We start from the raw sequence: 25,008 nt of genomic DNA on the forward strand, positions 1-25,008 counted from the left end.
ATGCTGACTAATCTCTGGTATGTGGTGCTGCCGTCCGCGCAACTGGCGGACGGCTTGAAGCCGGTGCAGCTGCTGGGGCAGCACTTTGTGGCTTTCCGCGATGAAGTCGGTATGGCGCGGCTGCTGTCGGACATCTGCGTGCATCGCGGCGGAGCGCTGTCGGCCGGCGCCAAGGTGGGTGGCAGCGTGCAATGCCCGTATCACGGCTGGCGCTTCAACGGCGACGGTGTCTGCAACCACATTCCGGCGCAGCCCGACCTGCGCATTCCGCTGCGCGCGCGCGTGGATGCCTATCCGACCATCGAACGCTATGGCTGGATCTGGGCCTTCCTCGGCGACCTGCCGGAAGCCGAACGTCCACCGCTGCCGCAGTTGGACTGGGTCGACGATCCCAATGTGCGCGTGGTCTCCGGCCACTTCGACTGGGATGCAAGCTGGGATCGCGTGATGGAAAACGGCCTCGATTTCGCCCACGCGCCGTTCGTCCACGGTTCCACCTTCGGCGATCCCGATCATCCGGAAATCGGCGGTTTCGACGTCGAGCGCGAGCCGTGGGGCGGCAGCGCGCTGATGACCATGCGCCGGCCGGTGCGCAAAGGCTGGCGGCGTGCGCCGACCGGCGCGCATGTGGACGTGTCCACGCGGCCCGGCTTCCACCTGTCCGGACCCTGCGTCACGCTGGAACTGGCGCCGCGCGACGGCTGGAAAATCTACATCGTCTCGGCCCACACGCCGGTGGACGGCACCCGTACCCGCACCTGGTGGATGATGGGCCGCACCTTCATGCGCTGGCCGCTGCTGGACCGCCGCGTGGTCGCCAGCAACCTGAAAATCTTCAACCAGGACCTGGCGGTGCTGAGCAAAGTGCGGCCGGAGCGGGTGCCGGATTCGTGGCTGCAAGAGGTGTCGATCAAATCCGACGCGCTGCAAATCGCCTTCCGCCAGAAGATCCGGGAGCTGGAGGAGCGCGGCTGGCGCATCGACGAAGTGCGCGTAGAGCGCGAGTTCACCGGCCGCACCGCCTGCGTGGTGCCGGGGCCGGACCGCCGCGACGGCGGGCCATGGGCCATCGAGACCATCCCCATTATTGCGTACTGAGCAAAGATGTTTTGGAGTTTCGTGTCTTTTTCTCATGCGCGAAAGTCCTGATACTGCATGACATCAACTACTCAGGAGTGACGTCATGCCAATTGCACTACTCGCGCTGACCATCAGCGCATTCGCCATCGGGACCACCGAGTTTGTCATTGTCGGCTTGTTGCCGACCATCGCCGCCGATCTGGGCGTGAACCTGCCATCGGCCGGCCTGCTGGTCAGCCTGTACGCCCTGGGCGTGGCCGTCGGTGCACCGCTGCTGACCGCGCTGACCGGCAAAGTGCCGCGCAAGCTGCTGATGGTATCGCTGATGGTGCTGTTCACCCTCGGTAACCTGCTGGCCTGGAAAGCGCCAAGCTACGAATCGCTGGTGATCGCCCGCATCCTCACAGGACTGGCGCACGGCGTATTCTTCTCGATCGGCTCGACCATCGCCACCTCGCTGGTGCCGAAGGAGAAAGCGGCCAGCGCGATCGCCATCATGTTCACCGGCCTGACTGTGGCGCTGGTCACCGGTGTACCGCTGGGGACCTTCATTGGCCAGCATTTCGGTTGGCGCGAGACTTTCCTGGCCGTGGCAGCGCTGGGTGCGATTGCGGTGGTCGGCAGCATGCTGTTTGTGCCGTCGAATATCCAGCACAACAAACCGGCTTCGCTGCTGCAGCAGATGAAAGTGCTGGCTGAGCCGCGCCTGTTGCTGGTGTACGCCATGACGGCGGTGGGTTACGGCGGTTCGTTCATCGCCTTCACCTTTTTGGCGCCGATCCTGACCGACATCACTGGCTTCAGCGCCAGCGCGGTGGGTCTGGTGATGCTGGTGTACGGCGTATCGGTCGCGGTAGGGAATATCTGGGGCGGCAAACTGGCCGACAAGCGCGGCCCGATTGGCGCGCTGAAGATCATCTTCCTGGGTCTGGCGGCTGTACTGGTGGTGTTGAGCTTCGCCGCCTCGTACAAATGGCTGATGCTGGCAACTGTACTGGTGTGGGGCGCGGTGGCGTTTGGTAACGTGGCCGGCTTGCAGGTATATGTCGTGCAGCAGGCGGAACACTACACGCCGCGTGCCGTGGATGTGGCATCGGGCCTGAACATTGCGGCGTTTAACCTGGGGATTGCAGGTGGCGCGTGGGGCGGCGGTCTGATCGTTGAGCATGTGGGTCTGGTGCACACCGGCTGGATCGGCGGGCTGGTGGTACTCGGCGCGCTGGGCCTGACCGCGCTGAGCGGACGGCTGGATCGCCTGAATCCACGCGCCGTGCGGGGTAGCGGCGTGCGCGTGGCCGCACACTAAACCCGCACTTCGCTAGGGGTCTGACCCCGTACGGGGTCAGACCCCGGTTTGGCTTCGGGGTAAAAGCCAGCGCCGCCAACTGGTGTATATTGGCGGCGATCTGAATTCTTCACCTTCCACCCCATGTCCGCAGTCTCGCTGTTTTGCCTCGTCTCCGCCTATTTCGCCGTGCTGCTGATCGTAGCCTGGCGTACCTCCCGCAACGCTAATAACGACAGCTTTTTCATCGGTAACAAGCGCAGTAACTGGATGCTGGTGGCGTTCGGCATGGTCGGCACTACGCTGAGCGGCGTCACTTTCATCAGCGTGCCCGGCGCCGTCGGCCGCGATGGTTTCGGCTACCTGCAAGTTATACTCGGCTATGTGCTGGGCTACATCGCCGTCACTTTCATCCTGCTGCCGCTGTACTACCGCCTCAAGCTCACCTCCATCTACACCTATCTGGAACAACGCCTCGGCCAGCGCGCCTACCAGAGCGGCGCCGCGTTCTTCATCATCTCGCGCCTGCTGAGCGCCTCGGCGCGGCTGTACCTGGTGGTCAACATCCTGCAATTGACGATTCTCGACAGCATGGGCGTGCCGTTCTGGCTGACCACCACGGTCATCCTCGCCATGATCCTGCTGTACACCTACGAAGGCGGCGTCAAGACCATCGTCTGGACCGATACGCTGCAAACCACCGGCATGGTACTGGGCCTGGTGATCTGCGCCGGCTGGCTGCTGCACGCCATGAACCTTGGCCCGCTGGACAGCTTTGCGCAAATGCAGGCGCACGGCCTGACCCGCGTGATCACCACCTCGGTCGACAGCCCGGCCAACTTCTGGAAGCAGCTGCTGGCTGGCTTCTTCATCGTACTGGCCATGACCGGCATGGACCAGGAAACCATGCAGAAGAACATCTCCGTGCAAACGCTGCGCGACTCGCAAAAGAACATGCTGCTGACCACCGCTGTACTGACGGGTGTACTGGTACTGTTCATGTACCTTGGCGGGTTGCTGTACCTGTACGCGCCGACGACCGGTGTAACGGCGGTAGGGGACAAGCTGTTCCCGGCCGTGGTGATGGGCCACATGCCGGCCGCGCTGCAACTGATCTTCTTCATCGGCCTGATCTCGGCGCTGTTCCCCAGTGCCGACGGCGCCATGACCGCGCTGACTTCCAGCTTCAGCATCGACATCCTCGGCGTGCAGCGCCGCAGCGACCTGACGGAAGCCAGCCGCAAGCGCCTGCGCCACCGCGTGCACCTGGCGTTCTGCGCCATCTTCCTGGCGCTGGTGCTGGTGTTCAAATGGGTGGATAACGCCAGCATGGTTGGCCTGGTGCTCAAGCTAACCGGCTACACCTATGGCCCATTGCTGGGCCTATTTGCCTTCGGTATCCTGACCCGCCGTGCCGTGCGCGACCGCTGGGTGCCAGTCGTGGCGCTGGCCGGGCCGCTACTATGCTATGTTATTGATTTTAATCAGCAATCGCTGTTTGGAAGCTATCGGATTGGGCTGGAATTGCTTATCCTGAACGGCTTGCTGGTGTTCGCCGGCCTGCTGGTCATTTCCAAAAAGCCGCTGTAGCGGTATTATCATTGCAAATTACGCAACCACTGGAGTGTTGATGAGTCAGTCCCCGCAATCCCCGCAAAAACCGCGTTCGTTTATTCGTCGCGGCTTCGCCTTTTTCTGGCGCTCGGTCGACGCCACCCGCCGCACGGTGCTGAACCTGATTTTCCTGGCTATCGTGCTGATCTTGCTGTACGCCATCTTCGGCGGCGGCGCCAAGCCGCTGCAACCGAAAACCACGCTGGTGCTGGACCTGAAGGGCCAATTGGTCGAACAGTCCAGCGTCAACGCCACTGAGGCGCTGCTGGCCAACGCCCGTGGCGGCGAAGTACACAAGATGATCCAACTGCGTGACGTGCTGGCCGTGCTGGACACCGCCGCCAAGGATCCGAACGTGGCATCCGCCGTGCTGCTGACCGACGACCTGCAAGGCGCCGGCCAGGCCTCGCTGCGCGAAGTGGCGGCCGCCATCGACCGCTTCAAGGCCACCGGCAAGCCGGTCATCGCCTGGGGCGCCAGCTACGACCAGCGCCAGTACCTGCTGGCCGCGCATGCCAGCGAAGTCTATCTGCATCCGATGGGCATGGTGATGATCGAAGGTTTCGGCCGCTATCGCAATTACTACCGCGATGCGCTGGACAAGCTGGGCGTGACCGTCAACCTGCTGCGCGTCGGCACCTACAAGAGCTTCGGCGAGCCGTACATCGCCAACGGCCCGTCGCAGGCTGCCAGCGAGGCGGATTCGTATCTGAACAATGCGCTGTGGGCCTCGTACACCGACAACGTCGAGAAAGCGCGCAAGCTGCCGCAAGGCCAGATCATGAAGACCATCAACGACCTGCCAACGCAAGTGGCGGCGGTGAATGGTGACCTGGCCAAGCTGTCGCTGGCCGAGAAACTGGTCGACGGCTTGAAGACCAAGGATGAAATCCGCCAGATGATGATCAAGCGCGGCGCCGCCGATGCGGATGCCAAGAGCTTCCGCCAGGTGGCGTTTGACGAGTACCTGGCCCGCGTGCCGCACAAGCTGACCGGCGACGCCGTCGGCGTGATCGTGGCGCAGGGCGAAATCAGCGACGGCAGCGCCGGTCCTGGCTCCATCGGCGGCGATTCGACCTCGAAGCTGATTCGCATGGCGCGTGAAGACAACAACATTAAGGCAGTGGTGCTGCGCATCGATTCGCCAGGCGGCAGCGCCTTCGCTTCGGAGCTGATCCGCCGCGAGTTGGAACTGACGCGCGCCGCCGGCAAGCCGGTGGTGGTCTCGATGGGTAACGTGGCGGCTTCGGGCGGCTACTGGATTTCGATGTCGTCGGATGAAGTGATCGCCGAGCCGACCACCATTACCGGTTCGATCGGCGTGTTCGCCATCCTGCCGACCGCTGACAAGGTGATCGACAAGCTGGGCATCCACACCGCCGGCCAGCCGACTACCTGGCTGGGCGACGCCGGCAATCCGCTGCGTCCACTGGACCCGCGCTTCGGCCAGGTGATCCAGGGCAGCATCAACCATATCTACGCCGAGTTCACCACCAAGGCGGCACAGGCGCGCAAGACCACGCCGGAGAAAATCAATGAAGTGGCGCAGGGCCGTGTGTGGACTGGCGCGCAGGCCAAGGATCGCGGTCTGGTCGACCGTCTGGGCAGCTATGGCGACGCGCTGAAGTCGGCCGCCGCCCGCGCCAAACTGCCGGCGGATTACCGCGTGGTGTATGTCGAGCGTGACATCAGCAAGTTTGATCGTTTTGTGGAGATGATAGGCGGCGGCACGGCGCAAGCGGTGGCGCAGGCTGTGTCGGCGCAGCTGAAGCTGGGCGCCGCAGCCACCACCGGCCTGCCGCCTAGCGCGGCAACCGGCATCGCCCAGGACCTGGGCTGGCTGACGGAGATCACGGCGCAGCACAAGCCGTTCACCGCGATCACCCACTGCCTGTGCGAATCACCTTAAATCAGCGGTAACTCAACTTCGAAGCAGCTGCGCCCATCCCGCATCAGGGCGCAGCGGGCTTCGCCTCCATGGCGCCGGGCGATCTGGCGCACCAGTGCCAGACCCAATCCCGCACCATTGTTATCCAGCGTGCCGCGACGGCGGAAGAAGGGCTCGAATACGCGCTCGAATTCCGGATCCGGCACGCCTGGGCCCTCATCCCATACCCGCAACGTTGCCACCTTATTGGCGCAGGTGATGCGCACGCTGGCCGGCGGCACGCCGTGGCGGTGTGCGTTCTCCAGCAAATTGCGCAGCAGTCGGCGCAGCAGGCGCGGATCGCCTTGCATCACGGCCGACTCGCCATCCAGCATGGTGTCGTCGTAGCGCGCGCATTCTTCCGCCGCCAATGCCAGCAGGTCCAGTTCTTCGGAGTCGGTGTTTTCCGGGATCGCGCCCAAGCGGCTGGCCAGCAGGATTTCATCCAGCAGGTGATTCAGTTCGGCGATGTCCTGTTCCAGGCCTTTGCGCCGTTTCGGATCAATGCCTTCCGGGATCAGCTCCAGCGCCAGCCGGATGCGCGCCAATGGTGTGCGCAATTCGTGCGAGGCGTTGGCCAGCAGCGTCTTGTGCGCGCCAACCAGTTGCTCGATCTGGTCGGCGGCGCGGTTGAAGCTTTGCGCCAGCCGCGCCACTTCGTCCTTGCCTTCGATTGGCACGCGCGCGGTGAAATCGCCGGCGCCGAGTTTTTCGACGCCGATTTGCAGTCGCTCCAGCCGCTTGGTCAGATGCCGCACCAGCGGGAAGGCCGCCACGCCGATGCCCAGCGCCACCAGCAGCAGGGCGTTGTGCAGCATGGCCTTGGGCCGCGTGAAACCCAGCGGTTCGCTGGACAGCAGCTTGCGGCCGTCCGGCAGGCGCACAAACGATTCCGGCGGCGGCCCGGTCACGCCCTGGCGGCGCCAGTGACGCGCCGGGATCAGGTCGCCCACCACGGCCAGCGGACGCCAGTCGCGCGTGTACAGCGTCATGTGGGCGTCATTCAGGTTGGCGGCAACACGCGCCAGTGCGGCCTGCTGCATGTCGGGCGGCGCGTCGGGCGGCGCCAGCACGTTCTGCATCACTTGCGCCAGCGTGGCGTTGGAGCGCTCCAGCGGGCTGCCGGTGCGGTTCCAGATTTCCAGCGTTGCGAAGGCGAAGATCGCCAGGATCACCAGCAGCGCGACGTAAAAGCGGAAGTACAGGCGTGGCAGGCCGACCAGCGCAAGGTTAAAGCGGCGCTTCATCAGTCCTGCACCTTGGCGAACAGGTAGCCGGCGCCGCGCACGGTGATGATGCGGCGCGGTTTTTTGGGATCGTCTTCAACGGCGGCGCGGATGCGCGACATATGCACGTCGATCGAGCGGTCGAAGGCTTCCAGCGGTTCGCCCTTGAGCAGGTCCATCAGCGCATCGCGCGACAGCACGCGGCCGGCGTGTTTGGCCAGCACCAGCAGCAGGTCGAACTGGTAGGCGGTCAGCTCACACGGCACGCCGTCGAGCCGGGCGGCGTGGGCGGCCGGGTCAACTTCCAGCCGGCCGAAGCGCAGGAACTCGTCCTGGCCGGGCTGCCCGCGCTGGCCGGCGCCGGGCGGCGTGTCCAGGTGGCGCACGTCGACGCGGCGGCGCAGAATGGCGCGCAGGCGTGCCAGCAGTTCGCGCGGTTCGAAAGGCTTGGGCAGGTAGTCGTCGGCGCCGATCTCCAGGCCGACGATGCGGTCGATGGCGTCGCCGCGCGCGGTCAGCATCAGCACCGGCACGTCGGAGGTGGCGCGCAGCTGGCGGCACACGTCCAGGCCATCCATATCGGGCAGCATCAGGTCGAGGATCACGGCGTCGATCTCGGAGGCGGCGATATGGTCCATGGCGATGCGGCCAGTGGGGGCGTGCAGCACGCGAAAGCCGGACTGGCCCAAGTATTCAGTGAGCATTTCGGCCAGGCGCGGGTCGTCTTCTACCAGCAAAATTCGGTCTACAGGGTTCATGCGATTAATTCTACGCTACGGTGAGTGCGGCCAGTATGCCGCGCACGCGTGTAGGAGCGATGTCGGCCCGGTAAAGATATGTAAAGGTAGTTTAACGATAAATGCGCAAAGTCCTTGATTTGTAGCGAGATTGTAACCCTAGGCAAAGGCCCACAGACAGCGGCAAGACCTTGTGCTAGAGTCCACGCATTGATTCCATGGCGCGTTTGCCATGGACACGCACGCCTAGAAAAAGGATAACGATGGATTCGCAAGCCAAGCCGACTTTGAATGCCAAACCTCCCAAACGCAGCCGCAAGCTACTCGGCAGCGTGATTGCCGTCGCCGTGATGGCGGCCCTGGGCGGGTTGGCGTGGTATCTGACGCACCAGCCGGCAGGTGGCGCGGCCAGTGCACAAGGTGCAGGCGGTCCTGGCCCAGGCGGTCCCGGTGGTCCTGGCGGCCCTGGTGGCGGTGCAGGCGGCCGCCGCATGCCGGCGACGACGGTCGGTGTAGCCACGGCTGAAAAGGCCGACGTGCCGGTGACGCTGGAAGCGCTGGGCACGGTGACGGCGGCTGCCACCACCACGGTGCGCGCCCAGGTCTCTGGCATCCTGCAATCGGTGCTGTTCAAGGAAGGGCAGATGGTCAAGGCCGGCCAGGTGCTGGCGCAGATCGATCCGCGCCAGTTCGAAATGGCGCTGATGCAGGCCACCGGTAATCGCCAGCGCGATGAAGCGCAGCTGGAAAACGCCAAGCTGACGCTGAACCGCTATCGCACCCTGTTGACCCAGGACTCGATCGCCCGCCAGGACGTGGACACGCAGGCGGCGCTGGTCAAGCAACTGGAAGGCACGGTGCTGACCGACAAAGCGGCCGAAGGCACGGCCAAAATCAATCTGGGCTACACCAAGGTAGTGGCGCCGATCTCCGGCCGCGTGGGCTTGCGCGTGGTCGATATCGGCAACCTGGTCAGCTCCAGCGACACCGGCGGCCTGGCTGTGATCACCCAGCTGTCGCCGATCGACGTTGAATTCTCGATCCCGCAGGACAGCGTGCCGGGCGTGGCGCAGCGCGTCAACGACGGCGCCACCTTGCCGGCGCTGGCGCTGAACCGCACCCGCACCGCAACGCTGGACAGCGGCGCCTTCAAGGCCATGGACAACCAGATCGACACCCAGACCGGCACCGTCAAGGCCAAGGCGCGCTTCGCCAACACCAAGCTGACGCTGTTCCCGAGCCAGTTCGTCAACGTGCGCCTGGAACTGAACACCATCAAGGACGCCATCATGGTGCCGGTGAACGCACTGCGTCATGGTAACAGCGGCGACTTCGTCTACGTGTTGAAAGAGGACAAGACCGTGACCGTGCGTCCTGTCACGCGCGGCGTCGCCACGGTCGACAAGGTGCAGGTCACCGACGGCCTGAAACTGGGCGAACAAGTCATCACCGAAGGTGCCGACCGCCTGAAAGAAGGCGCCAAGGTCACGCTGCCGGGCGCTAAAGGCCAGGGCGCTGGCGCGGCCGGCGCCGCATCGTCGCCGAACGGCGAGCACCATCGCCGTAACAAAGACGGCGCAGCCAAAGAAGGCGCAGCCAAGCAATGAGTCCATCCGCACCCTTCATCCAGCGTCCGGTAGCGACGTCGCTGCTGATGCTGGCGATCGTCCTGGCGGGTATCGTCGGCTTCAAGTTCCTGCCGTTGTCGGCGCTGCCGCAGGTGGACTTCCCGACCATACAGGTACAAACGCTGTACCCGGGCGGCAGCCCGGAAGTGATGGCGCAGACTGTGACCGCGCCGCTGGAGCGCCAGTTCGGCGCCATGGCCGGCCTGTCGCGCATGAGCTCCACCAGCGCCGCCGGCGTGTCCATCATCACGCTGCAGTTTGGCCTGGGCCAGACGCTGGACGTGGCCGAGCAGGAAGTGCAGGCCGCGATCAACGCCGGCAACTCGCTGCTGCCGACCGACCTGCCGGCGCCGCCGGTGTACGCCAAGGTTAACCCGGCCGACGCGCCGGTGATGACGCTGGCGATCACCTCCGACACCATGCCGCTGACGGAAGTGCAGAACGTGGTCAACACCCGCCTGGCGCTGAAAATGAGCCAGGTCTCGGGCGTCGGCCTGATTACCCTGAGCGGCGGCCAGCGTCCTGCGGTCCGCATCCAGGCCGACACCAATGCCTTGGCCTCGTATGGCCTGGGCCTGGACACGTTGCGCACCGCCATCACGGCGGCCAACGCCAATGGCGCCAAGGGCAGCTTCGACGGCCCGACCCGCGCCTACAGCATCAACGCCAACGACCAGCTGGTGGCCGCCAAGGACTATAAAGACCTGATCCTGGCCTACAAGAACGGCGCCCCGGTGCGCCTGTCCAATGTCGCCCAGGTGATCGACAGCGCCGAGAACGTGGAGCTGGGCGCCTGGTCCGGCACCAAGTCCAGCCTGAAACAGGCGATCATCCTCAACGTGCAGCGCCAACCCGGCGCCAACGTCATCGCCACCGTGGACGCCATCAAGGCGCGCCTGCCGGAGTTGCAGGCCGGCCTGCCGGGCGCCATCCATGTCGAGGTGCTGAGCGACCGCACCACCGGCATCCGCGCTTCCGTCGAACACGTCGAGATGGAGCTGGTGCTGGCCGTGGTGCTGGTGGTGCTGGTGATCTTCGCCTTCCTGCACAGCATCCGCGCGACCGTGATCGCCAGCCTGTCGGTGCCGATTTCGCTGATCGGCACCTGCGGCGTGATGTATTTGCTGGGCTATAGCCTGAACAACCTGTCGCTGATGGCGCTGACCATCGCCACCGGTTTCGTGGTCGATGACGCCATCGTCATGATCGAGAACATCGCCCGCTACATCGAAGAGGGCGAAACGCCGATGGCCGCCGCGCTGAAAGGCGCCAAGCAGATCGGCTTCACCATTATTTCGCTGACGGTGTCGCTGATCGCCGTGCTGATTCCGCTGCTGTTCATGGGCGACGTGGTGGGCCGTTTGTTCCGCGAATTCGCAATCTCGCTGGCGATCACCATCCTGATCTCCGCCGTGGTGTCGCTGACGCTGGTGCCGATGATGTCGGCCCGCTGGCTGAAGAGCCACGCCGAAGAGAAGCCGTCGCGCTTCGCGGTACGCTTCCAGCAGTTCTTCGACTGGGTGATCGGCCATTACGACAAATCGCTGACCTGGGTGATCAACCATAGCGGCCTGACGCTGCTGGTGGCGCTGGCCACCTTGCTGTTGACGGCACTGCTGTACGTGGTGATTCCGAAAGGCCTGTTCCCGACCCAGGACACCGGCCAGTTGCAGGCGCGCCTGGAAACCGGCAAGGCTGTTTCGTACGACAAGATGGCCGAGCTGCAGCAGCAGGCGGCCAGGGTGATTTTGCGAGATCCGGCGGTCGAGAACCTCAGCTCGGTGGTGGGCGTGGACGCAGCCAACAACACCATGCTGCACACCGGCAGCATGCTGATCAACCTGAAGCACGACCGCAGCGGCAACCAGCAGGACATCATGGACCGCCTGCGCGCGCATGTGGCCGAGATTCCTGGCCTGACGCTGTACCTGCAACCGACCCAGGACTTGACCATCGACGCCGAAACCGGCCCGACCCAGTTCCGCGTCTCAATTGAAGGCGCGGACAACGCTTCCGTCAACGAGTGGGCCACCAAGCTGGAAGCGCAGATGCGCACCAAGGCCCAGCTGCGCAACGTCACCTCCGACGTTGGCGCCAGCTCGGCGGCGGCCTATGTCACGGTTGATCGCGACACCGCGTCGCGCCTGTCGGTGACCGCCGCCTCGATCGATGACGCGTTGTACAGCGCCTTCGGCCAGCGCATCGTCTCGACCATCTTCACCGAGACCAACCAGTACCGCGTGATCCTGGAAGCGCGCCGCAATTCGATCAACACCCCGGCCGACCTGGAAAACCTCCAGCTGCGCACCGGCTCCGGCAAGGCCACGCCGCTGGCGGCGGTAGCCAGCGTGACCGAACGCACCGCGCCGTTGCAGGTAACGCACGTGGCGCAGTATCCGGCCACCACGCTGGGCTTCGATACCGCGCCGGGCGTGTCACTCGGCACCGCGGTGGACAGCATCAAGCAGGCCGCCGCCGAGATCAAGTTCCCGTCCGCCGTGACGCTGACCTTCCTCGGTGCGTCCGGCGCGTACCAGAATTCGTTGAACAACCAACTGTGGCTGATCCTGGCCGCCGTGGTCTGCGTCTACATCGTGCTGGGCGTGCTGTATGAAAGCTATATCCACCCGCTGACGATTCTGTCGACGCTGCCGTCGGCCGGCGTCGGCGCCTTGCTGGCGCTGTGGATCACCGGCCAGGACCTGGGCGTGATCGGCATCATCGGCATTATCCTGCTGATCGGTATCGTCAAGAAAAACGCCATCATGATGATCGACTTCGCCATCGAGGCGGAGCGCGACGAGGGCAAGCCGCCGCGCGAGGCGATTCACCAGGCCGCGCTGCTGCGTTTCCGCCCGATCCTGATGACGACGCTGGCCGCGCTGTTCGCCGCCGTGCCGCTGATGCTGGGCTGGGGCGAGGGCGCCGAATTGCGCCGTCCACTGGGTCTGGCCATCTTCGGCGGCCTGATTGTCAGCCAGATGCTGACGCTGTTCACCACGCCGGTGATTTACCTGGGCTTCGACAGTCTGGCGCGCCGCTTCAACCGCCGCTTCAACGGCGAGCCGCCGCGCGACCCGCACCAGGCGGCGCTGCTGTCGCCGGCGCCAGGTCAGGGCAAAGGTGACGTGTCGTGAATCTGTCGTCCCCATTCGTCAAGCGTCCGATCGCCACCGTCCTGTTGACGGTGGGCGTGGCGCTGGCCGGCATAGGCGCGTTCTTCGTGCTGCCGGTGGCGCCGCTGCCGCAGGTGAACTTCCCGATTATTTCGGTAAGCGCCACGCTGCCCGGCGCCAGCCCGGACACCATGGCGACCAGCGTCGCCACGCCGCTGGAGCGGCACCTGGGCACCATCGCCGGCGTCAATGAAATGACCTCGCAGTCGAGCACCAGCTCCGCCAACGTCACCTTGCAGTTCGATTTGAACCGCAACGTCGACTCGGTGGCGCGCGAGGTGCAGGCGGCGATCAACGCCAGCCGCGTCGACCTGCCGTCCACGCTGCGCAGCAATCCGACCTACCGCAAGGCCAACACCTCGGGCGCGCCGATCATCATCCTGGCGCTGACCTCGAAAACCCGCACGCCGGGCCAGATCTACGACGCCGTTTCCAACATCGTGCTGCAACGCCTGTCGCAAGTGACCGGCGTCGGCGACGTGGAACTGGGCGGCAGCTCGCTGCCGGCGGTGCGGGTGGAACTGAACCCGTATGCGCTGAACAAGCAGGGGCTGTCGATGGAGGACGTACGCGCCGCCATCCAGGCCGCCAACGCCAACCGGCCGCGCGGCGCCTTGCAGGGCAACGGCCGCCGCTTGCAGATCTATTCCGAGTCGGCCAACGCCTCCGGCGGCCGCAGCGCCTCCGACTACCAGAACCTGATCGTCGGCTACCGCAACAGCACCGCGATCCGCCTGAAGGATGTGGCGGAAGTGGTGGACGGCGTCGAGGACCAGAACAACCTTGGCCTGTTCAACGGCGAAAAGGCCATCATTGTGCTGCTGCGTTCCCAGGCTGGCGCCAACGTCATCGAGACGGTGGACAGCGTGCGCGCGCAATTGCCGATGCTGCAGGCGCAGCTGCCGCCGGACGTCAAGATCCAGGTGGCCAGCGACAGCACCAACTCGATCCGCTCGTCGCTGCATGAAATCGAGATCACGTTGATCATCTCGATCCTGCTGGTGGTGCTGGTGGTGAGCGTCTTCCTGCGCAACGTGCGGGCGACCATCGTGCCGACCGTGGCCACCATCGTCTCGCTGCTGGGCACTTTCGGCGTGATGTATCTGCTGGGTTTCAGTCTGAATAACCTGTCGCTGATGGCGCTGACCGTGGCCACCGGCTTCGTGGTCGATGACGCCATCGTGGTGCTGGAAAATACCACCCGCCACATCGAGGCCGGCATGGACCGCCTGGAAGCGGCGCTGCTGGGCGCCCGCGAAGTGGGCTTCACCGTGCTGTCGATCAGCCTTTCGCTGATTGCCGTGTTCATTCCGCTGTTGTTCATGGGCGGCCAGTTTGGCGCGCTGTTCAAGGAATTTGCGATTACGCTGTCGGCCGCCGTCATGATTTCGCTGGTGATCTCGCTGACCACCACGCCGATGATGTGCGCCTGGCTGCTGTCGCCGGGGAACCTGCACGCCAAGCCGCCAGGCCGCATTGCGCGCTTCTTCGAGCGAGGTTTCGACGCCATCCTCAAAGGCTACGAGCATGCGCTGGACTGGGCGCTGCACAGCGTCTGGCTGGTGATGCTTAGCCTGGTGTTCGTGATTGGCCTGAACTTCTATCTGTTCGCGGCGATTCCCAAGGGCGGCTTCCCGCAGCAGGACACGGGCCAGATCAACGGCGGCATCCGCGCCGACCAGAGCATCTCGTTCCAGGCCATGCAGGGCAAGCTGAAACAGCTGGTCGACATCATCAAGGCCGATCCGGACGTGGCCACGGTGGTCGGCTTTACCGGCGGCCGGCGCGCCGGCGGCGGCTTCATGTTCGTCAACCTGAAACCGGCCAATGAACGCAAAGTGGCAGGGCAGGCGGTGATTGCGCGACTGCGGCCGAAGCTGGCCAAGGTCACCGGCGTGACGCTGTTCCTCAGTCCTGTGCAGGACTTGCGCTCGGGCGGCCGTTCGGCCAACGCCAACTACCAGTACACGCTGAAGTCCGACAACCAGGCCGACCTGAAAAAATGGGCGGCCCGTCTGGCGGAAGCGATGAAGGGGCAGAAAGCGCTGACCGACGTTGACTCCGACCAGGCCGACAATGGTGTCGAGACCTTCGTCACCATCGACAAGCAGAGCGCCTCGCGCCTCGGCATCTCGACCAAGGATATCGACAATGCGCTGTACGACAGCTTCGGCCAGCGCCAGGTGGCGACCATCTACGATGAGCTGAACCAGTACCACGTCATCATGGAAGTGGCGCGCGAGTATGCCAAGAGTCCTGAGTCGCTGAAGGACGTCTACGTGCCGTCCACCGGCCTGCCGGCGCCGAGCGCCGCCAACCCGAGCGGCGCCCAGGTGGCGACGACGGCGGCGGCCACCAGCACCAGCGGCACCAGCAGCACCACGACGACGTCGTCGGCCACCGCCGCCAACATCGCCGCGCCGGCGGTGCGCGATGCCTCGTCCGGCAATTCGCTGAGCACATCGGCCACCACCATGGTGCCGTTGTCGACCGTGGCCAGCTACGCCGAAAGCTCGGCGCCGACCTCGATCAACCATCAGGACGGCGAACTGGCCACCACCATCGCCTTCAACCTGGTGGACGGCGCCAGCCTGTCCGAGGCGGCGACACAGATCGCCCAGGCGGAAGCGGAAATCGCCATGCCGAACAATGTGCGCGGCAGCTTTGCCGGCGCCGCCAAGTCGGCGCAGGACAGCAACAAGTCGCTGCCGCTGCTGATCCTGGCCGCCATCGTGGTGATCTACATCGTGCTGGGCATCCTGTACGAAAGCCTGGTGCACCCGGTGACGGTGCTGACCACGCTGCCGTCGGCCGGTGTCGGCGCGGTGCTGGCGCTGCTGATCTTCAAGATGGAGTTCTCGACGATTGCGCTGATCGGCATCTTCCTGCTGATCGGTATCGTCAAGAAGAACGCCATCCTGATCATCGACTTCGCGCTGGAAGCCGAGCGCGCGCGCGGCCTGTCGCCGATGGAAGCGGTACGCGAAGCCTGCCTGCTGCGTTTCCGTCCGATCCTGATGACCACCGTGGCCGCCGCCCTGGGCGCGCTGCCGCTGGCGATCGGCTTCGGCGAAGGCTCGGAGCTGCGCCAGCCGCTCGGCGTGGCCATTATCGGTGGCCTGATCGCCAGCCAGCTGCTAACGCTGCTGACTACGCCCGTGGTCTACATCCTGATGGACAAGCTGCGTCGCCGTAGCCCGTCCGAACAACAACTAAGCCGCATCCATAGCGGCGAATCGCCGATTACTCCATGAGCACATACTCTCTGACTTCCCGTTATCCCCTGACTGCGCTGGCCATGGCGGTTGCGCTGCTGGCCGGCTGCTCGGTCACGCCGACCTACAAGGTGCCGGAGACGCCGCAGCCGGCGGCCTACAAGGAAACCCCGAGCGACGCCGACAAGGCCGCCGCCGGCTGGACCGCCGCCGCGCCGGCCGACACGCTGGAACGAGGCCCGTGGTGGCAGCTGTTCGGTGATCCGGTGTTGAACCAACTGGCCGACAGCATCGAGGTGAATAACCAGAACGTGGCCGCCGCCATCGCGTCGTACGCGCAAGCGCGTGCGCTGGTGGCCGAGCAGCGCGCGTCGCTGTTCCCGGTGGTGGACCTGAACGGTAGCGGCACCCGCAGCGGCGGTGGCGGCAACACGCAGACCGCCAATCAGTACCGCGCCAACATCGGCGCTAGCTGGGAACCGGACGTGTGGGGCAAGCTGCGCGCCGGTGTCGGCAACGCCAACGCCAGCCTGCAAGCCAGCGCCGCCGACCTGGCCGCCGCGCGCCTGTCGGCACAGGGCGAGCTGGCCACCAATTACTTCGCGCTGCGCGAGGCGGACGCCGAGAAGGCGCTGCTGGAGCAGACCACCGAAGGCTATGAGCGCGTGCTGCAAATTACGCAGAACCGCTTCGACGCCGGCATCGCCGCCAAGTCGGACCTGCTGCAGGCGCAAACCCAGCTGGCGAGCGCCCGCATCGACCAGATCACGCTGGTGCGCACCCGCGCCACCTACGAGCATGCGATCGCGGTCCTGCTGGGCAAGGCCGCCAACGACTTCTCGCTGGCGCCGGCCGAGTGGAAGATCACCGTGCCGGATGTGCCGACAGGCCTGCCATCGACGCTGCTGCAACGCCGTCCAGACATCGCCGCCGCCGAGCGCCGCGTGGCCGCCGCCAATGAAAACATCGGCATCGCCCGCAGCGCCTACTTCCCGAGCCTGAACCTGACCGGTTCCTTCGGCTACGGCGCGGCGTCCACCGGCGGCTTGTTCAACGCCTCCAACAATCTGTGGTCGCTGGGCCTGACGGCGGCGCAGACGCTGTTCGACGCCGGCGCCACCAAGGCCCGCGTCAGCGGCGCCGAAGCGGCGCGCGACCAGGCCATCGCCAGCTATCGCCAGGCGGTGCTGACGGCGTTCGCCGACGTCGAGAACCAGCTGGTGGCCACGCGCGCGCTGGTGCAGCAGCAGGATCTGCGCAAGGCGGCGTCGGAAGCGGCCGACCAGGTCGAAGCGCAGCTGCTCAACCGTTACCGCGCCGGGCAGGTCAGCTATAGTGATGTGGTCACGGCGCAGCAGACCGCGCTGACCGCGCGCCGCGCGCTGGTGCAGGCCCAGGTCAACCGCCAGACCACGGCGATTGCGCTGATCCAGTCGCTGGGCGGCGGCTGGCACGCCGCTAGCGAGTAAGTTGGCGACTAAGCTGCACGCTTGGATTTTGACGGAGGGCTTTGTATAATCTGGCAAGATGATCACGCCCACCCCAGCCCCTGACGAGCCAGCCGCCAGCGCCACCGCGTCGCCGGACGCCGGTGTTCCGGTGGTCGGGATAGGCGCATCCGCCGGCGGCCTCGATCCGATCTGCGAATTCCTCGCCAGCGTGCCGGCCGCCAGCGGCATGGCCTACGTGGTGGCGCAGCATGTCGATCCGCAGCACCAGGATATTCTTACCCAGCTATTGCAGCGCGTGACCCCGATGCCGGTCAGCGATGTGCAGGATGGCATGGCGCTGCTGCCGGACCGGGTCTACGTGATGCCGGCGCGCGGTCAGCTCAGTCTCGACGGCGGCCGTATCGCCTTGCAACCGCACGCGGTGCGGCACCAGGACCATTTGTCGATCGACCGCCTGTTTATGGCGCTGGCCCGGCATAGCGCCGGCCAGACGGTCGGCGTGATCCTGTCCGGCATGGGCGCGGACGGCACCCTTGGCCTGAAAGCGATCCGCGATAGTGGCGGTCTGACCATGGCGCAGCTGCCGCCGTCGGCCCGCTTCGAATCCATGCCGGTCAGCGCCATCAGCGCCGGTGTGGTCGACGTAGTGGCGCCGCCGGGTGAACTGGCGCGCCGCGCGCTCGACTGGTGGCGGCGCGACAGTGGCCTCGGCCTCAATGTCGACGCGTTGCTGCAGCGCGACGCTCTGCAGCAGATGTACCAGCTGCTGCTGTCGCAAACCGGCGCCAATTTTTCCGACTACAAGCTGAGCACCGTCATGCGCCGCATCGAGCGCCGCATGAAAGTACGTCAATGCCGCGAGCTGCCGGCCTATATCGACTTCCTGCGCGATAATCCGGCCGAAGTCGAGCTGCTGTTCAAGGAACTGCTGATCGGCGTGACCAATTTTTTCCGCGGCCCCAAGGTGTGGGACTACCTGATCGAGACGGCGCTGCCGCAATTGCTGGCGAGCCATCCGCACGGCGCCGCGTTCAAGGCCTGGGTGCCGGCCTGCTCGACCGGCGAGGAAGCCTACACGCTGGCCATCAGTTTTCACGAAGTGCTGGAGCAACTGCGTCCGGCAGCCCAGTACACGCTGCAGATCTTCGCGACCGACCTTGATGACGACGCAGTGACGCGGGCGCGCCAGGGCCTGTTCAGCGCCGCCATCCGTGACGACGTCGGCGAGCAGCGCCTGCAACGCTATTTCGTCGCCACCGCAAACGGTGCTTACCGCATCCGCAAGGACATCCGCAACACCATCATCTTCGCGCGCCAGAACATCATTTCCGATCCGCCGTTTACCAAACTCGATCTGCTCTGCTGCCGCAACCTGCTGATATACTTTACCGCAAAGCTGCAGCGCGACTTGATCCCGCTATTCCACTATGCGCTCAAGCAGGACGGCCTGCTGCTGCTGGGTAGCGCTGAAACGCCGGGCGAGTTTGCCGAGCTGTTTGCGCCGATGAACGGCGCGGCGCGCGTGTACCGCCGGCTGGATGCATCGATCAACCATGTCGCCAGTTATTTTCCAACCCGGGTCAGCAATGTCTCGGCTCCTTCTGTTATCGCATCCGATCTCCCATCCATGAACGGCAATCTCCAAACTCAGGTCGAGCAGCAGCTGCTCAAGAAGCACACGCCGGCGGCGGTATTGCTGAACGTGCATGGCGACATCCTGTACATCCATGGCCGCACCGGCGCCTATCTGGAGCCGGCCGCCGGCAAGGCCAACTGGAACATCCATGCCATGGCGCGCGAGGGCTTGCGCCACGAACTGGCCGGGCTGCTCAAGCGCGCCATGCAGGGCGAGGAAACCCCCACTGTGCGCGGCCTGATACAGCGCGACGCCGCCGGCCATCCCGCCACGGCGGTCGACATGACGGCGGAGGCGATGGAGGAAGCCGGGCCGCTGGCCGGCGCCGTATTGGTTACCTTCGCCAGTGTCGCGGTGCCGGCCGAGCGCCGTCGTCCGCGTTCGCGCAACCCGCAGCTGCTGGAGCTGGAGCAGCAACTGGCGCAGGCGCGGCTGGAAATCCAGGCGGTGCGCAATGAAATGCAGGCCTCGCGCGAGGAGCTCAAGTCGGCCAATGAAGAGCTACAGTCGACCAACGAGGAACTGCAATCGACCAACGAGGAGCTGACCACCTCCAAGGAAGAGATGCAGTCGCTGAACGAGGAACTGTACACCGTCAACGCCGAGCTGCAATCGAAGGTGGACGACCTGTCGACGGTCAATGGCGACATGAAAAATCTGCTCAACAGCACCGATGTCGCCACCATCTTCCTCGACAGCGAACTGCGCATCCGCCGCTTCACCGACCGCGCCACCCAGATCTACAAGCTGATTCCCGGCGACGTGCAGCGGCCGTTGGGCGACATCGTCAACGACCTGGCCTACCCGGAACTGGAGGAGGACGCGCGCGAGGTGCTACGCACGCTGGTGTACAGCGAGCGCCAGATTCCGACCCGTAGCGGCGGCTGGTACACGGTGCGCATCATGCCTTATCGGACGGTGGACAACGTCATTGACGGCGTGGTGGTCACCTTTATCAATATCAGCGAAGCCAAGCAGCTGGAGGCCAGGCTGCGCCTGATACAAGGTACGCCGGAGTGATGATGAAAAAGCCGCCGCGTCCCGAGCTCGATCCCGTGCAACTGCGGGCGGCGGCCGAGCATGCGGTGGCGCGTCACCCGCTGCCGCCAGCGCCGGATGCCGGCAGCGATGAGCTGCGCCACTGGCATGAACTGCAAGTGAGCCAGATCGAGCTCGATCTGCAAAGCGAGGCGCTGGCCGAGCTGCAGACCGAGCGCGATCAGGCCAGTGCGCTGCATGCGCGCTACGCCGCGCTGTACGAGCAGGCGCCGGCCGGCTATGTGTCGCTGAACCACAGCGGTTTCATCACGCGCGCCAACCTGGCCGCCGCCGAACTGTTGGGCGAGGCGCAATCGCCGCTGCTCGGCAAGCGCTTCGAGCAGTTCGTGGCGCCGGCGGCGCAGGGCGGACTGCGCCGCTTTCTGCAGCGGCTGTTCGACAACGGCGAGCGCGCGGCGCTGGAAGTGCTGCTGTTTGAGCCGCCCGACGCCGCCGCCGGCCAGGAGCCGCGCTGGCTGCGCATCGAAGCCAATCTGGATGCGGGCGCGCAGACCTGCCGCATGATCCTCACCGACGTCGGCAACGCCACCACGCGCGACGCCGCGCGGTTGCGCGCCATGCAGGTGCTGAGCAGCATCAACGAGGGCGTGCTGGTGTGCGATGCCGAGCTGAATATCGTCTCCGTCAATCACGCCTTCAGCCAGCTGACCGGCTATGCGGCGGAAGAGGCGCTGGGCCGCAATCCGCGCTTCCTCGGCCGCGTCGGCGCCCACCCGCCTGGTTATCACGCGGCTGCGCTGGCGCAGGTGCGCAGCCACGGACGCTGGCAGGGCGATGTGTTCAACCGCCGCCGCGACGGTACGCCGTACGTGGCCGCCATGTCGCTGACGGTGATCCGCGACGGCGAGGGCGCCATCACGCATTTCATCGGCGTGTTTTCCGACGTCACGGCGCAGCGCGACGCCGACGCCGCGCTGCAACGCTGGTCGCAGGAGCTGGACGCGCGGGTGGCGGCGCGCACCGTCGAGCTGACCGCATCGCGCGAGGAATTGCGCCAGCTGGCCACCCACCTGGAAACCATCAAGGAGGATGAGCGCAAGCGCATCGCCCGCGACATCCACGACGAACTGGGACAGAACCTGCTGGCGCTGCGCATCGACCTGTCGATGCTCAACGCGCGCACCGCCGGCAGCCATGGCCGCCTGCACCAGCGCGTCAGCGCGGCGCTGGAGACGGTGGACGCCACCATCCGCAGCGTGCGCGGCATCATGAACGAACTGCGGCCGGCGGTGCTGGACTTGGGCGTGCAGGCGGCGCTGGAGTGGCAAGCCGCCGAATTCGCCCGGCGCAGCGGCCTGGCATGTGCGCTGACGCTGCCGGATGCGGACGGCCTGGCGGCGCTGGCCGGACTGTCGCCGGACATGCAGATCGTGCTGTTCCGCAGCCTGCAGGAGGCGCTGAACAATGTGCGCCGCCATGCGCATGCGCGGCGGGTGAACATCGTGCTGTCGCTGCGCGCCGGCCATCTGGCGCTGAGCGTGAGCGACGACGGTGTCGGCATCGGCCTGCAGCAGCCGGAGCGGCGCAAGCCCGAGTCCTTTGGCCTGATCGGCATGAACCAGCGCGTCGCCGCGCTGGGCGGCCGCGTGGATCTGTGCAACCAGCCGACCGGCGGCTGTAGGCTGACGTTGAGCTTCGATCTATAATACTGGCGCCGTAACCAATCAGGGGCCATATCTTGTTAAAATATTTAGTTATTCCCGCCGCACTGCTGTGCGCCACCAGCGCACACGCCGACGAAGGGCAATGGCAGCCATACCAGCTGCCGCAGCTGAAATCCGAACTCAAACGCATCGGCATCGCCATCCCGGCGGAAAAGCTGGCCGACCTGTCGAAGCATCCGATGAGCGCCATCGTCTCGCTGGGCGGCTGCTCGGCGTCGTTCGTGTCGGACGCCGGCCTGGTGGTCACCAATCACCACTGCGCCTATGGCGCCATCCAGCGCAACTCGACGCCGGAACATAACTACATCGCCAACGGCTACCTGGCCAAGACCCGCGCCGACGAGCTGCCGGGCGGCCCGAATACGCTGGTGTACGTGACCGACAAGGTGGAAAACGTTACCGGCCGCGTGCTGAAGGACATCACGCCGAGCATGAGCGGCAAGGCGCGCAGCGAAGCGGTGGACAAGAACATCAAGGCCCTGATCGCCGAATGCGAGAGCGACAAGTTTTATCGCTGCTCGGTGCCGGCCTTCCATCGCGGCCTGGAATACTACCGTATCCGCCAGATGATGATACGCGACGTGCGCCTGGTGTACGCGCCGGCCAATTCGCTGGGCGACTTTGGCGGCGATATCGACAACTACGAGTGGCCGCGCCACGTGGGCGACTATTCGTTCCTGCGCGCCTACGTCGGCAAGGATGGCCGTCCGGCCGAACCGTCGCCGGACAACGTGCCATATAAATCCAAGGACTTCCTGGTGGTGTCGGCCGCAGGCCTGAAGAACGGCGATCCGGTGCTGCTGGCCGGCTACCCTGGCCGCACCAGCCGCTACAAGCTGCCGTCGGAAATCCGCTACGCGCGCGACGCCGCCTATCCGGCCAAGGCCGCCGAGATCCAGTCCGACCTGGACGTGATCGCCGCCTCCACCGAGAAGAGCGAAGCCAACGCCGTGCGTTACGCCAGCGTGGTCAAAGGTCTGAACAACGTGATGAAGAAAACGCGTGGCCTGATCGACGGCTTTGCGCGCAAGGACATCGCCGCCATCAAGGACGTGCAGGACGCCGAGTTCCGCGCCTGGTACGCCAAGCAGCCGAACAGCGACAAGAAGCTGCTGGCCGAACTGGATGCGCTGATCGCCGCCGACATCGCGCTGAGCGACGAGGAATTCGGCTACAGCGTGGCCACCACCAGCGACCTGCTGAAAGCCGCCGCGCCGCTGTACCGCCTGGCGCAGGAAAGCGCCAAGCCGGATGCGGAGCGTGAGCTGGGCTTCCAGCAGCGCGACCTGCCGTTCATCAAGGCGCGTTTGAACCGCCTGGAGCAGTCGTATGTGGGCAGCGTTGACCAGGCGCGCTTCGTCGCCGCCTTGCAGCGTTACGCCAGGCTGCCGAAGTCGATGCACGTTACCGGCTTGGATGCGCTGCTGCCACCAGTGGACGCGGTGCCGGCGCTGTACGCGCAATCGCAGCTGGGCGATACCGCCACGCGCCTGTCGTGGGTTGGCAAGGATACCGCCGCCTTCGGCGCCTCGAACGACGCCTTCATCAAGCTGGCGGTGAAGACCGACGACGTGTCGCAGTCGCTGAAGGACCGCCGCAAGGAACTGGATGGCAACCTGGAACGCGTGATCCCACAGTACATGGCAGCCGTCATCGCATGGAAAAAATCGCAGGGCAAGCCGGTTTATCCTGACGCGAATTCGACGCTGCGCGTGACCTATGGCACCGTGTCGCCGTACTCGCCGAAGGACGGCATCACCAAAGGTCCGTTCACCACCATCGAAGGCATCGTCGAGAAGAACACCGGCAAGGCGCCGTTCGACGCGCCGCAAAACCTGCTGGATGCGATCAAGGCCAAGCGCTACGGCCAGTTCAAGGATCCGGTCCTGGGCACGGTGCCGGTTGACTTCCTGACCAGCGCCGACACCACCGGCGGCAACTCCGGTTCGGCGGTGATGAACAAGAACGGCGAGCTGATTGGCCTGAACTTCGATTCGACCTACGAGTCGATCACCAAGGACTGGTACTTCGACCGCGACATCACCCGCGCCATCCACCTGGATATCCGGTATATGCTGTGGGTGATGTCGGAAGTCGATCATGCCGACAACGTGCTCAAAGAAATGACCATCAAATATCCTAAAAAATGAACGTACTGACACTCCTGCTGGGTTACGCGAATATGCCGTTGCACCTGGCAGTATTTGCCACGACCCCGCTGGAGCTGTTGTCGTTCCTGCTGTCGGTGGCCACGGTGTGGCTGAACATCCGCCAGAGCCATTGGGGCTGGCTGTTCGCCATCATCTCGTCGGCCACCTATGGCCTGGTGTTTTATGGTTCGCGGCTGTATGGCGACATGGGGCTGCAGCTGGTGTTCATCGCGGTGTCGGTGTTCGGCTGGTATCAATGGCTGCACGGCGATGATAGCCACGACAAGCTGCCGGTGACGGCGCTGTCGGCGCGCGGCCGCTGGCTGGCCGCCGGCGCCTGGCTGGCCGGCTTTGCGCTGCTGGCGTGGTTCCTCAAGTCCTATACCGATACCGACGTGCCGAATTCGGACGGCTTCCTGACGGCCGGTTCGCTGGTCGGCCAGCTGCTGCTGTCGCGGAAGAAGATCGAGAACTGGCATGTGTGGATCATTGTCGATGTGCTGTATGTCGGACTGTATCTGCACAAGCACCTGATGTTGACGGCGATCTTGTACGCCATCTTCGTCGGCATGGCGGTGATCGGCCTGCGCACCTGGAGCGGCGACACGCATACGGGCGGCCGCCGTCTGGCAATGGAATGAAACCGCTGCGCATTGCGATTCTCGGCACGGCGTCCTCCGGCAAGACCACCTTGGCGGCGGCGCTGGCGCAGCGCTACGGCACCGTGTGGGTGCCGGAATACCTGCGCGAATTTGTCGATACGGAAGGCCGCGTGCCGGTGGCGGCGGACCAGATCCACATCGCCCGCACGCAGCGCGCACGCGAGGACGCCGCCGCGCCGCTGGCAGGCAAGTATCTTTTTTGCGACACTACGCCGCTGATGACGGCGGTCTACAGCCGCCATTATTTTGGCGGCATCGATCCCCAGCTGGCGCTGCTGGCGGACGCGCACCCGCGCGACTACGCCATGACGCTGGTGATGGCGCCCGATATCCCTTGGGTGGCCGATGGCTTGCAGCGCGAGAACGAGGAAGTCAGCATCATCGTCAACCGCATGCTGCTGGACGAACTGGCGGCGCGTGAGATACCCTACATCTTGATATCGGGCGATCCCGATCAACGCATCTCACAGGCGTCAGGGCATTTATGATCAAGCGGTT

Annotated in this window: 15 protein-coding genes; 13 read left to right on the forward strand and 2 right to left on the reverse strand. The window is 65.1% G+C overall.

The window, feature by feature from the left end; translation table 11 throughout:
- The 4 genes from GTP69_RS04785 (at position 1) to sppA (ending at position 5,888) form a co-directional block, all read left to right on the forward strand.
- Complete coding sequence (locus tag GTP69_RS04785) at positions 1–1,098, forward strand: aromatic ring-hydroxylating dioxygenase subunit alpha (RefSeq protein ID WP_161053792.1); 1,098 nt, start codon at positions 1–3, stop codon at positions 1,096–1,098.
- Positions 1,099–1,183: 85 nt separating this feature from the next.
- Positions 1,184–2,386 carry an MFS transporter gene (locus tag GTP69_RS04790; protein WP_161053793.1) on the forward strand — a complete coding sequence of 401 codons (1,203 nt, stop codon included), beginning with the start codon at positions 1,184–1,186 and terminating at the stop codon, positions 2,384–2,386.
- 123 nt (positions 2,387–2,509) lie between these two features.
- On the forward strand, positions 2,510–3,955 hold the full coding sequence (locus GTP69_RS04795; RefSeq protein WP_161053794.1) for a sodium:solute symporter: 1,446 nt from the start codon (positions 2,510–2,512) through the stop codon (positions 3,953–3,955).
- Positions 3,956–3,995: 40 nt separating this feature from the next.
- Positions 3,996–5,888: a signal peptide peptidase SppA gene (gene sppA, locus GTP69_RS04800; protein WP_161053795.1), complete on the forward strand. Its 1,893-nt coding sequence runs from the start codon at positions 3,996–3,998 to the stop codon at positions 5,886–5,888.
- Here sppA and GTP69_RS04805 read toward each other — a convergent pair.
- Both GTP69_RS04805 and GTP69_RS04810 read right to left on the reverse strand, forming a co-directional pair.
- Positions 5,885–7,153: a sensor histidine kinase gene (locus tag GTP69_RS04805; RefSeq protein WP_161053796.1), complete on the reverse strand. Its 1,269-nt coding sequence runs from the start codon at positions 7,151–7,153 to the stop codon at positions 5,885–5,887. The two genes, sppA and GTP69_RS04805, sit on opposite strands and share 4 nt — an antisense overlap.
- Positions 7,153–7,890 carry a response regulator gene (locus GTP69_RS04810; RefSeq protein WP_161053797.1) on the reverse strand — a complete coding sequence of 246 codons (738 nt, stop codon included), beginning with the start codon at positions 7,888–7,890 and terminating at the stop codon, positions 7,153–7,155. Before GTP69_RS04810 ends, GTP69_RS04805 begins: the two co-directional genes overlap by 1 nt.
- A gap of 242 nt (positions 7,891–8,132) precedes the next feature.
- Here GTP69_RS04810 and GTP69_RS04815 point away from each other — a divergent pair, with 242 nt between their 5' ends.
- The 9 genes from GTP69_RS04815 to GTP69_RS04855 are packed head-to-tail and all read left to right on the forward strand — an operon-like array spanning position 8,133 to position 24,998.
- Complete coding sequence (locus GTP69_RS04815; RefSeq protein WP_161053798.1) at positions 8,133–9,476, forward strand: efflux RND transporter periplasmic adaptor subunit; 1,344 nt, start codon at positions 8,133–8,135, stop codon at positions 9,474–9,476.
- Positions 9,473–12,634 (forward strand): efflux RND transporter permease subunit, encoded by a 3,162-nt coding sequence (locus GTP69_RS04820; RefSeq protein WP_161053799.1) that lies wholly within the window; start codon positions 9,473–9,475, stop codon positions 12,632–12,634. Before GTP69_RS04815 ends, GTP69_RS04820 begins: the two co-directional genes overlap by 4 nt.
- Positions 12,631–15,927 (forward strand): efflux RND transporter permease subunit, encoded by a 3,297-nt coding sequence (locus tag GTP69_RS04825; protein ID WP_161053800.1) that lies wholly within the window; start codon positions 12,631–12,633, stop codon positions 15,925–15,927. Before GTP69_RS04820 ends, GTP69_RS04825 begins: the two co-directional genes overlap by 4 nt.
- Complete coding sequence (locus GTP69_RS04830) at positions 15,924–17,357, forward strand: efflux transporter outer membrane subunit (RefSeq protein WP_161053801.1); 1,434 nt, start codon at positions 15,924–15,926, stop codon at positions 17,355–17,357. Before GTP69_RS04825 ends, GTP69_RS04830 begins: the two co-directional genes overlap by 4 nt.
- A 58-nt stretch (positions 17,358–17,415) precedes the next feature.
- Positions 17,416–19,995, forward strand: coding sequence for a chemotaxis protein CheB (locus GTP69_RS04835; protein WP_161053802.1), 2,580 nt, complete (start codon positions 17,416–17,418; stop codon positions 19,993–19,995).
- Between the two features lie 2 nt (positions 19,996–19,997).
- Positions 19,998–21,680, forward strand: coding sequence for a PAS domain S-box protein (locus GTP69_RS04840; protein ID WP_161053803.1), 1,683 nt, complete (start codon positions 19,998–20,000; stop codon positions 21,678–21,680).
- Positions 21,681–21,712: 32 nt separating this feature from the next.
- Positions 21,713–23,848, forward strand: a complete 2,136-nt coding sequence (locus GTP69_RS04845; protein ID WP_161053804.1) for a S46 family peptidase — start codon at positions 21,713–21,715, stop codon at positions 23,846–23,848.
- Positions 23,845–24,489 carry a nicotinamide riboside transporter PnuC gene (gene pnuC / locus GTP69_RS04850; protein WP_229260810.1) on the forward strand — a complete coding sequence of 215 codons (645 nt, stop codon included), beginning with the start codon at positions 23,845–23,847 and terminating at the stop codon, positions 24,487–24,489. Before GTP69_RS04845 ends, pnuC begins: the two co-directional genes overlap by 4 nt.
- A complete protein-coding gene (locus tag GTP69_RS04855) occupies positions 24,486–24,998 on the forward strand; it encodes an AAA family ATPase (RefSeq protein WP_161053805.1) in 513 nt (170 codons plus the stop codon). The genes pnuC and GTP69_RS04855 overlap by 4 nt, the downstream gene beginning before the upstream one ends.
- Positions 24,999–25,008: the final 10 nt, after the last annotated feature.

It is taken from the genome of Duganella levis (genome assembly GCF_009857605.1).
Taxonomy (GTDB): domain Bacteria; phylum Pseudomonadota; class Gammaproteobacteria; order Burkholderiales; family Burkholderiaceae_D; genus Rugamonas; species Rugamonas levis.

Excerpts from the sequence above, each read along its gene's own strand:
- GTP69_RS04785 (WP_161053792.1), top strand. The coding sequence starts at position 1 with ATGCTGACTAATCTCTGGTATGTGGTGCTGCCGTCCGCGCAACTGGCG.
- GTP69_RS04790 (WP_161053793.1), top strand. The coding sequence starts at position 1,184 with ATGCCAATTGCACTACTCGCGCTGACCATCAGCGCATTCGCCATCGGG.
- GTP69_RS04795 (WP_161053794.1), top strand. The coding sequence starts at position 2,510 with ATGTCCGCAGTCTCGCTGTTTTGCCTCGTCTCCGCCTATTTCGCCGTG.
- sppA (WP_161053795.1), top strand. The coding sequence starts at position 3,996 with ATGAGTCAGTCCCCGCAATCCCCGCAAAAACCGCGTTCGTTTATTCGT.
- GTP69_RS04805 (WP_161053796.1), bottom strand. The coding sequence starts at position 7,153 with ATGAAGCGCCGCTTTAACCTTGCGCTGGTCGGCCTGCCACGCCTGTAC.
- GTP69_RS04810 (WP_161053797.1), bottom strand. The coding sequence starts at position 7,890 with ATGAACCCTGTAGACCGAATTTTGCTGGTAGAAGACGACCCGCGCCTG.
- GTP69_RS04815 (WP_161053798.1), top strand. The coding sequence starts at position 8,133 with ATGGATTCGCAAGCCAAGCCGACTTTGAATGCCAAACCTCCCAAACGC.
- GTP69_RS04820 (WP_161053799.1), top strand. The coding sequence starts at position 9,473 with ATGAGTCCATCCGCACCCTTCATCCAGCGTCCGGTAGCGACGTCGCTG.
- GTP69_RS04830 (WP_161053801.1), top strand. The coding sequence starts at position 15,924 with ATGAGCACATACTCTCTGACTTCCCGTTATCCCCTGACTGCGCTGGCC.
- GTP69_RS04835 (WP_161053802.1), top strand. The coding sequence starts at position 17,416 with ATGATCACGCCCACCCCAGCCCCTGACGAGCCAGCCGCCAGCGCCACC.
- GTP69_RS04840 (WP_161053803.1), top strand. The coding sequence starts at position 19,998 with ATGAAAAAGCCGCCGCGTCCCGAGCTCGATCCCGTGCAACTGCGGGCG.
- pnuC (WP_229260810.1), top strand. The coding sequence starts at position 23,845 with ATGAACGTACTGACACTCCTGCTGGGTTACGCGAATATGCCGTTGCAC.
- GTP69_RS04855 (WP_161053805.1), top strand. The coding sequence starts at position 24,486 with ATGAAACCGCTGCGCATTGCGATTCTCGGCACGGCGTCCTCCGGCAAG.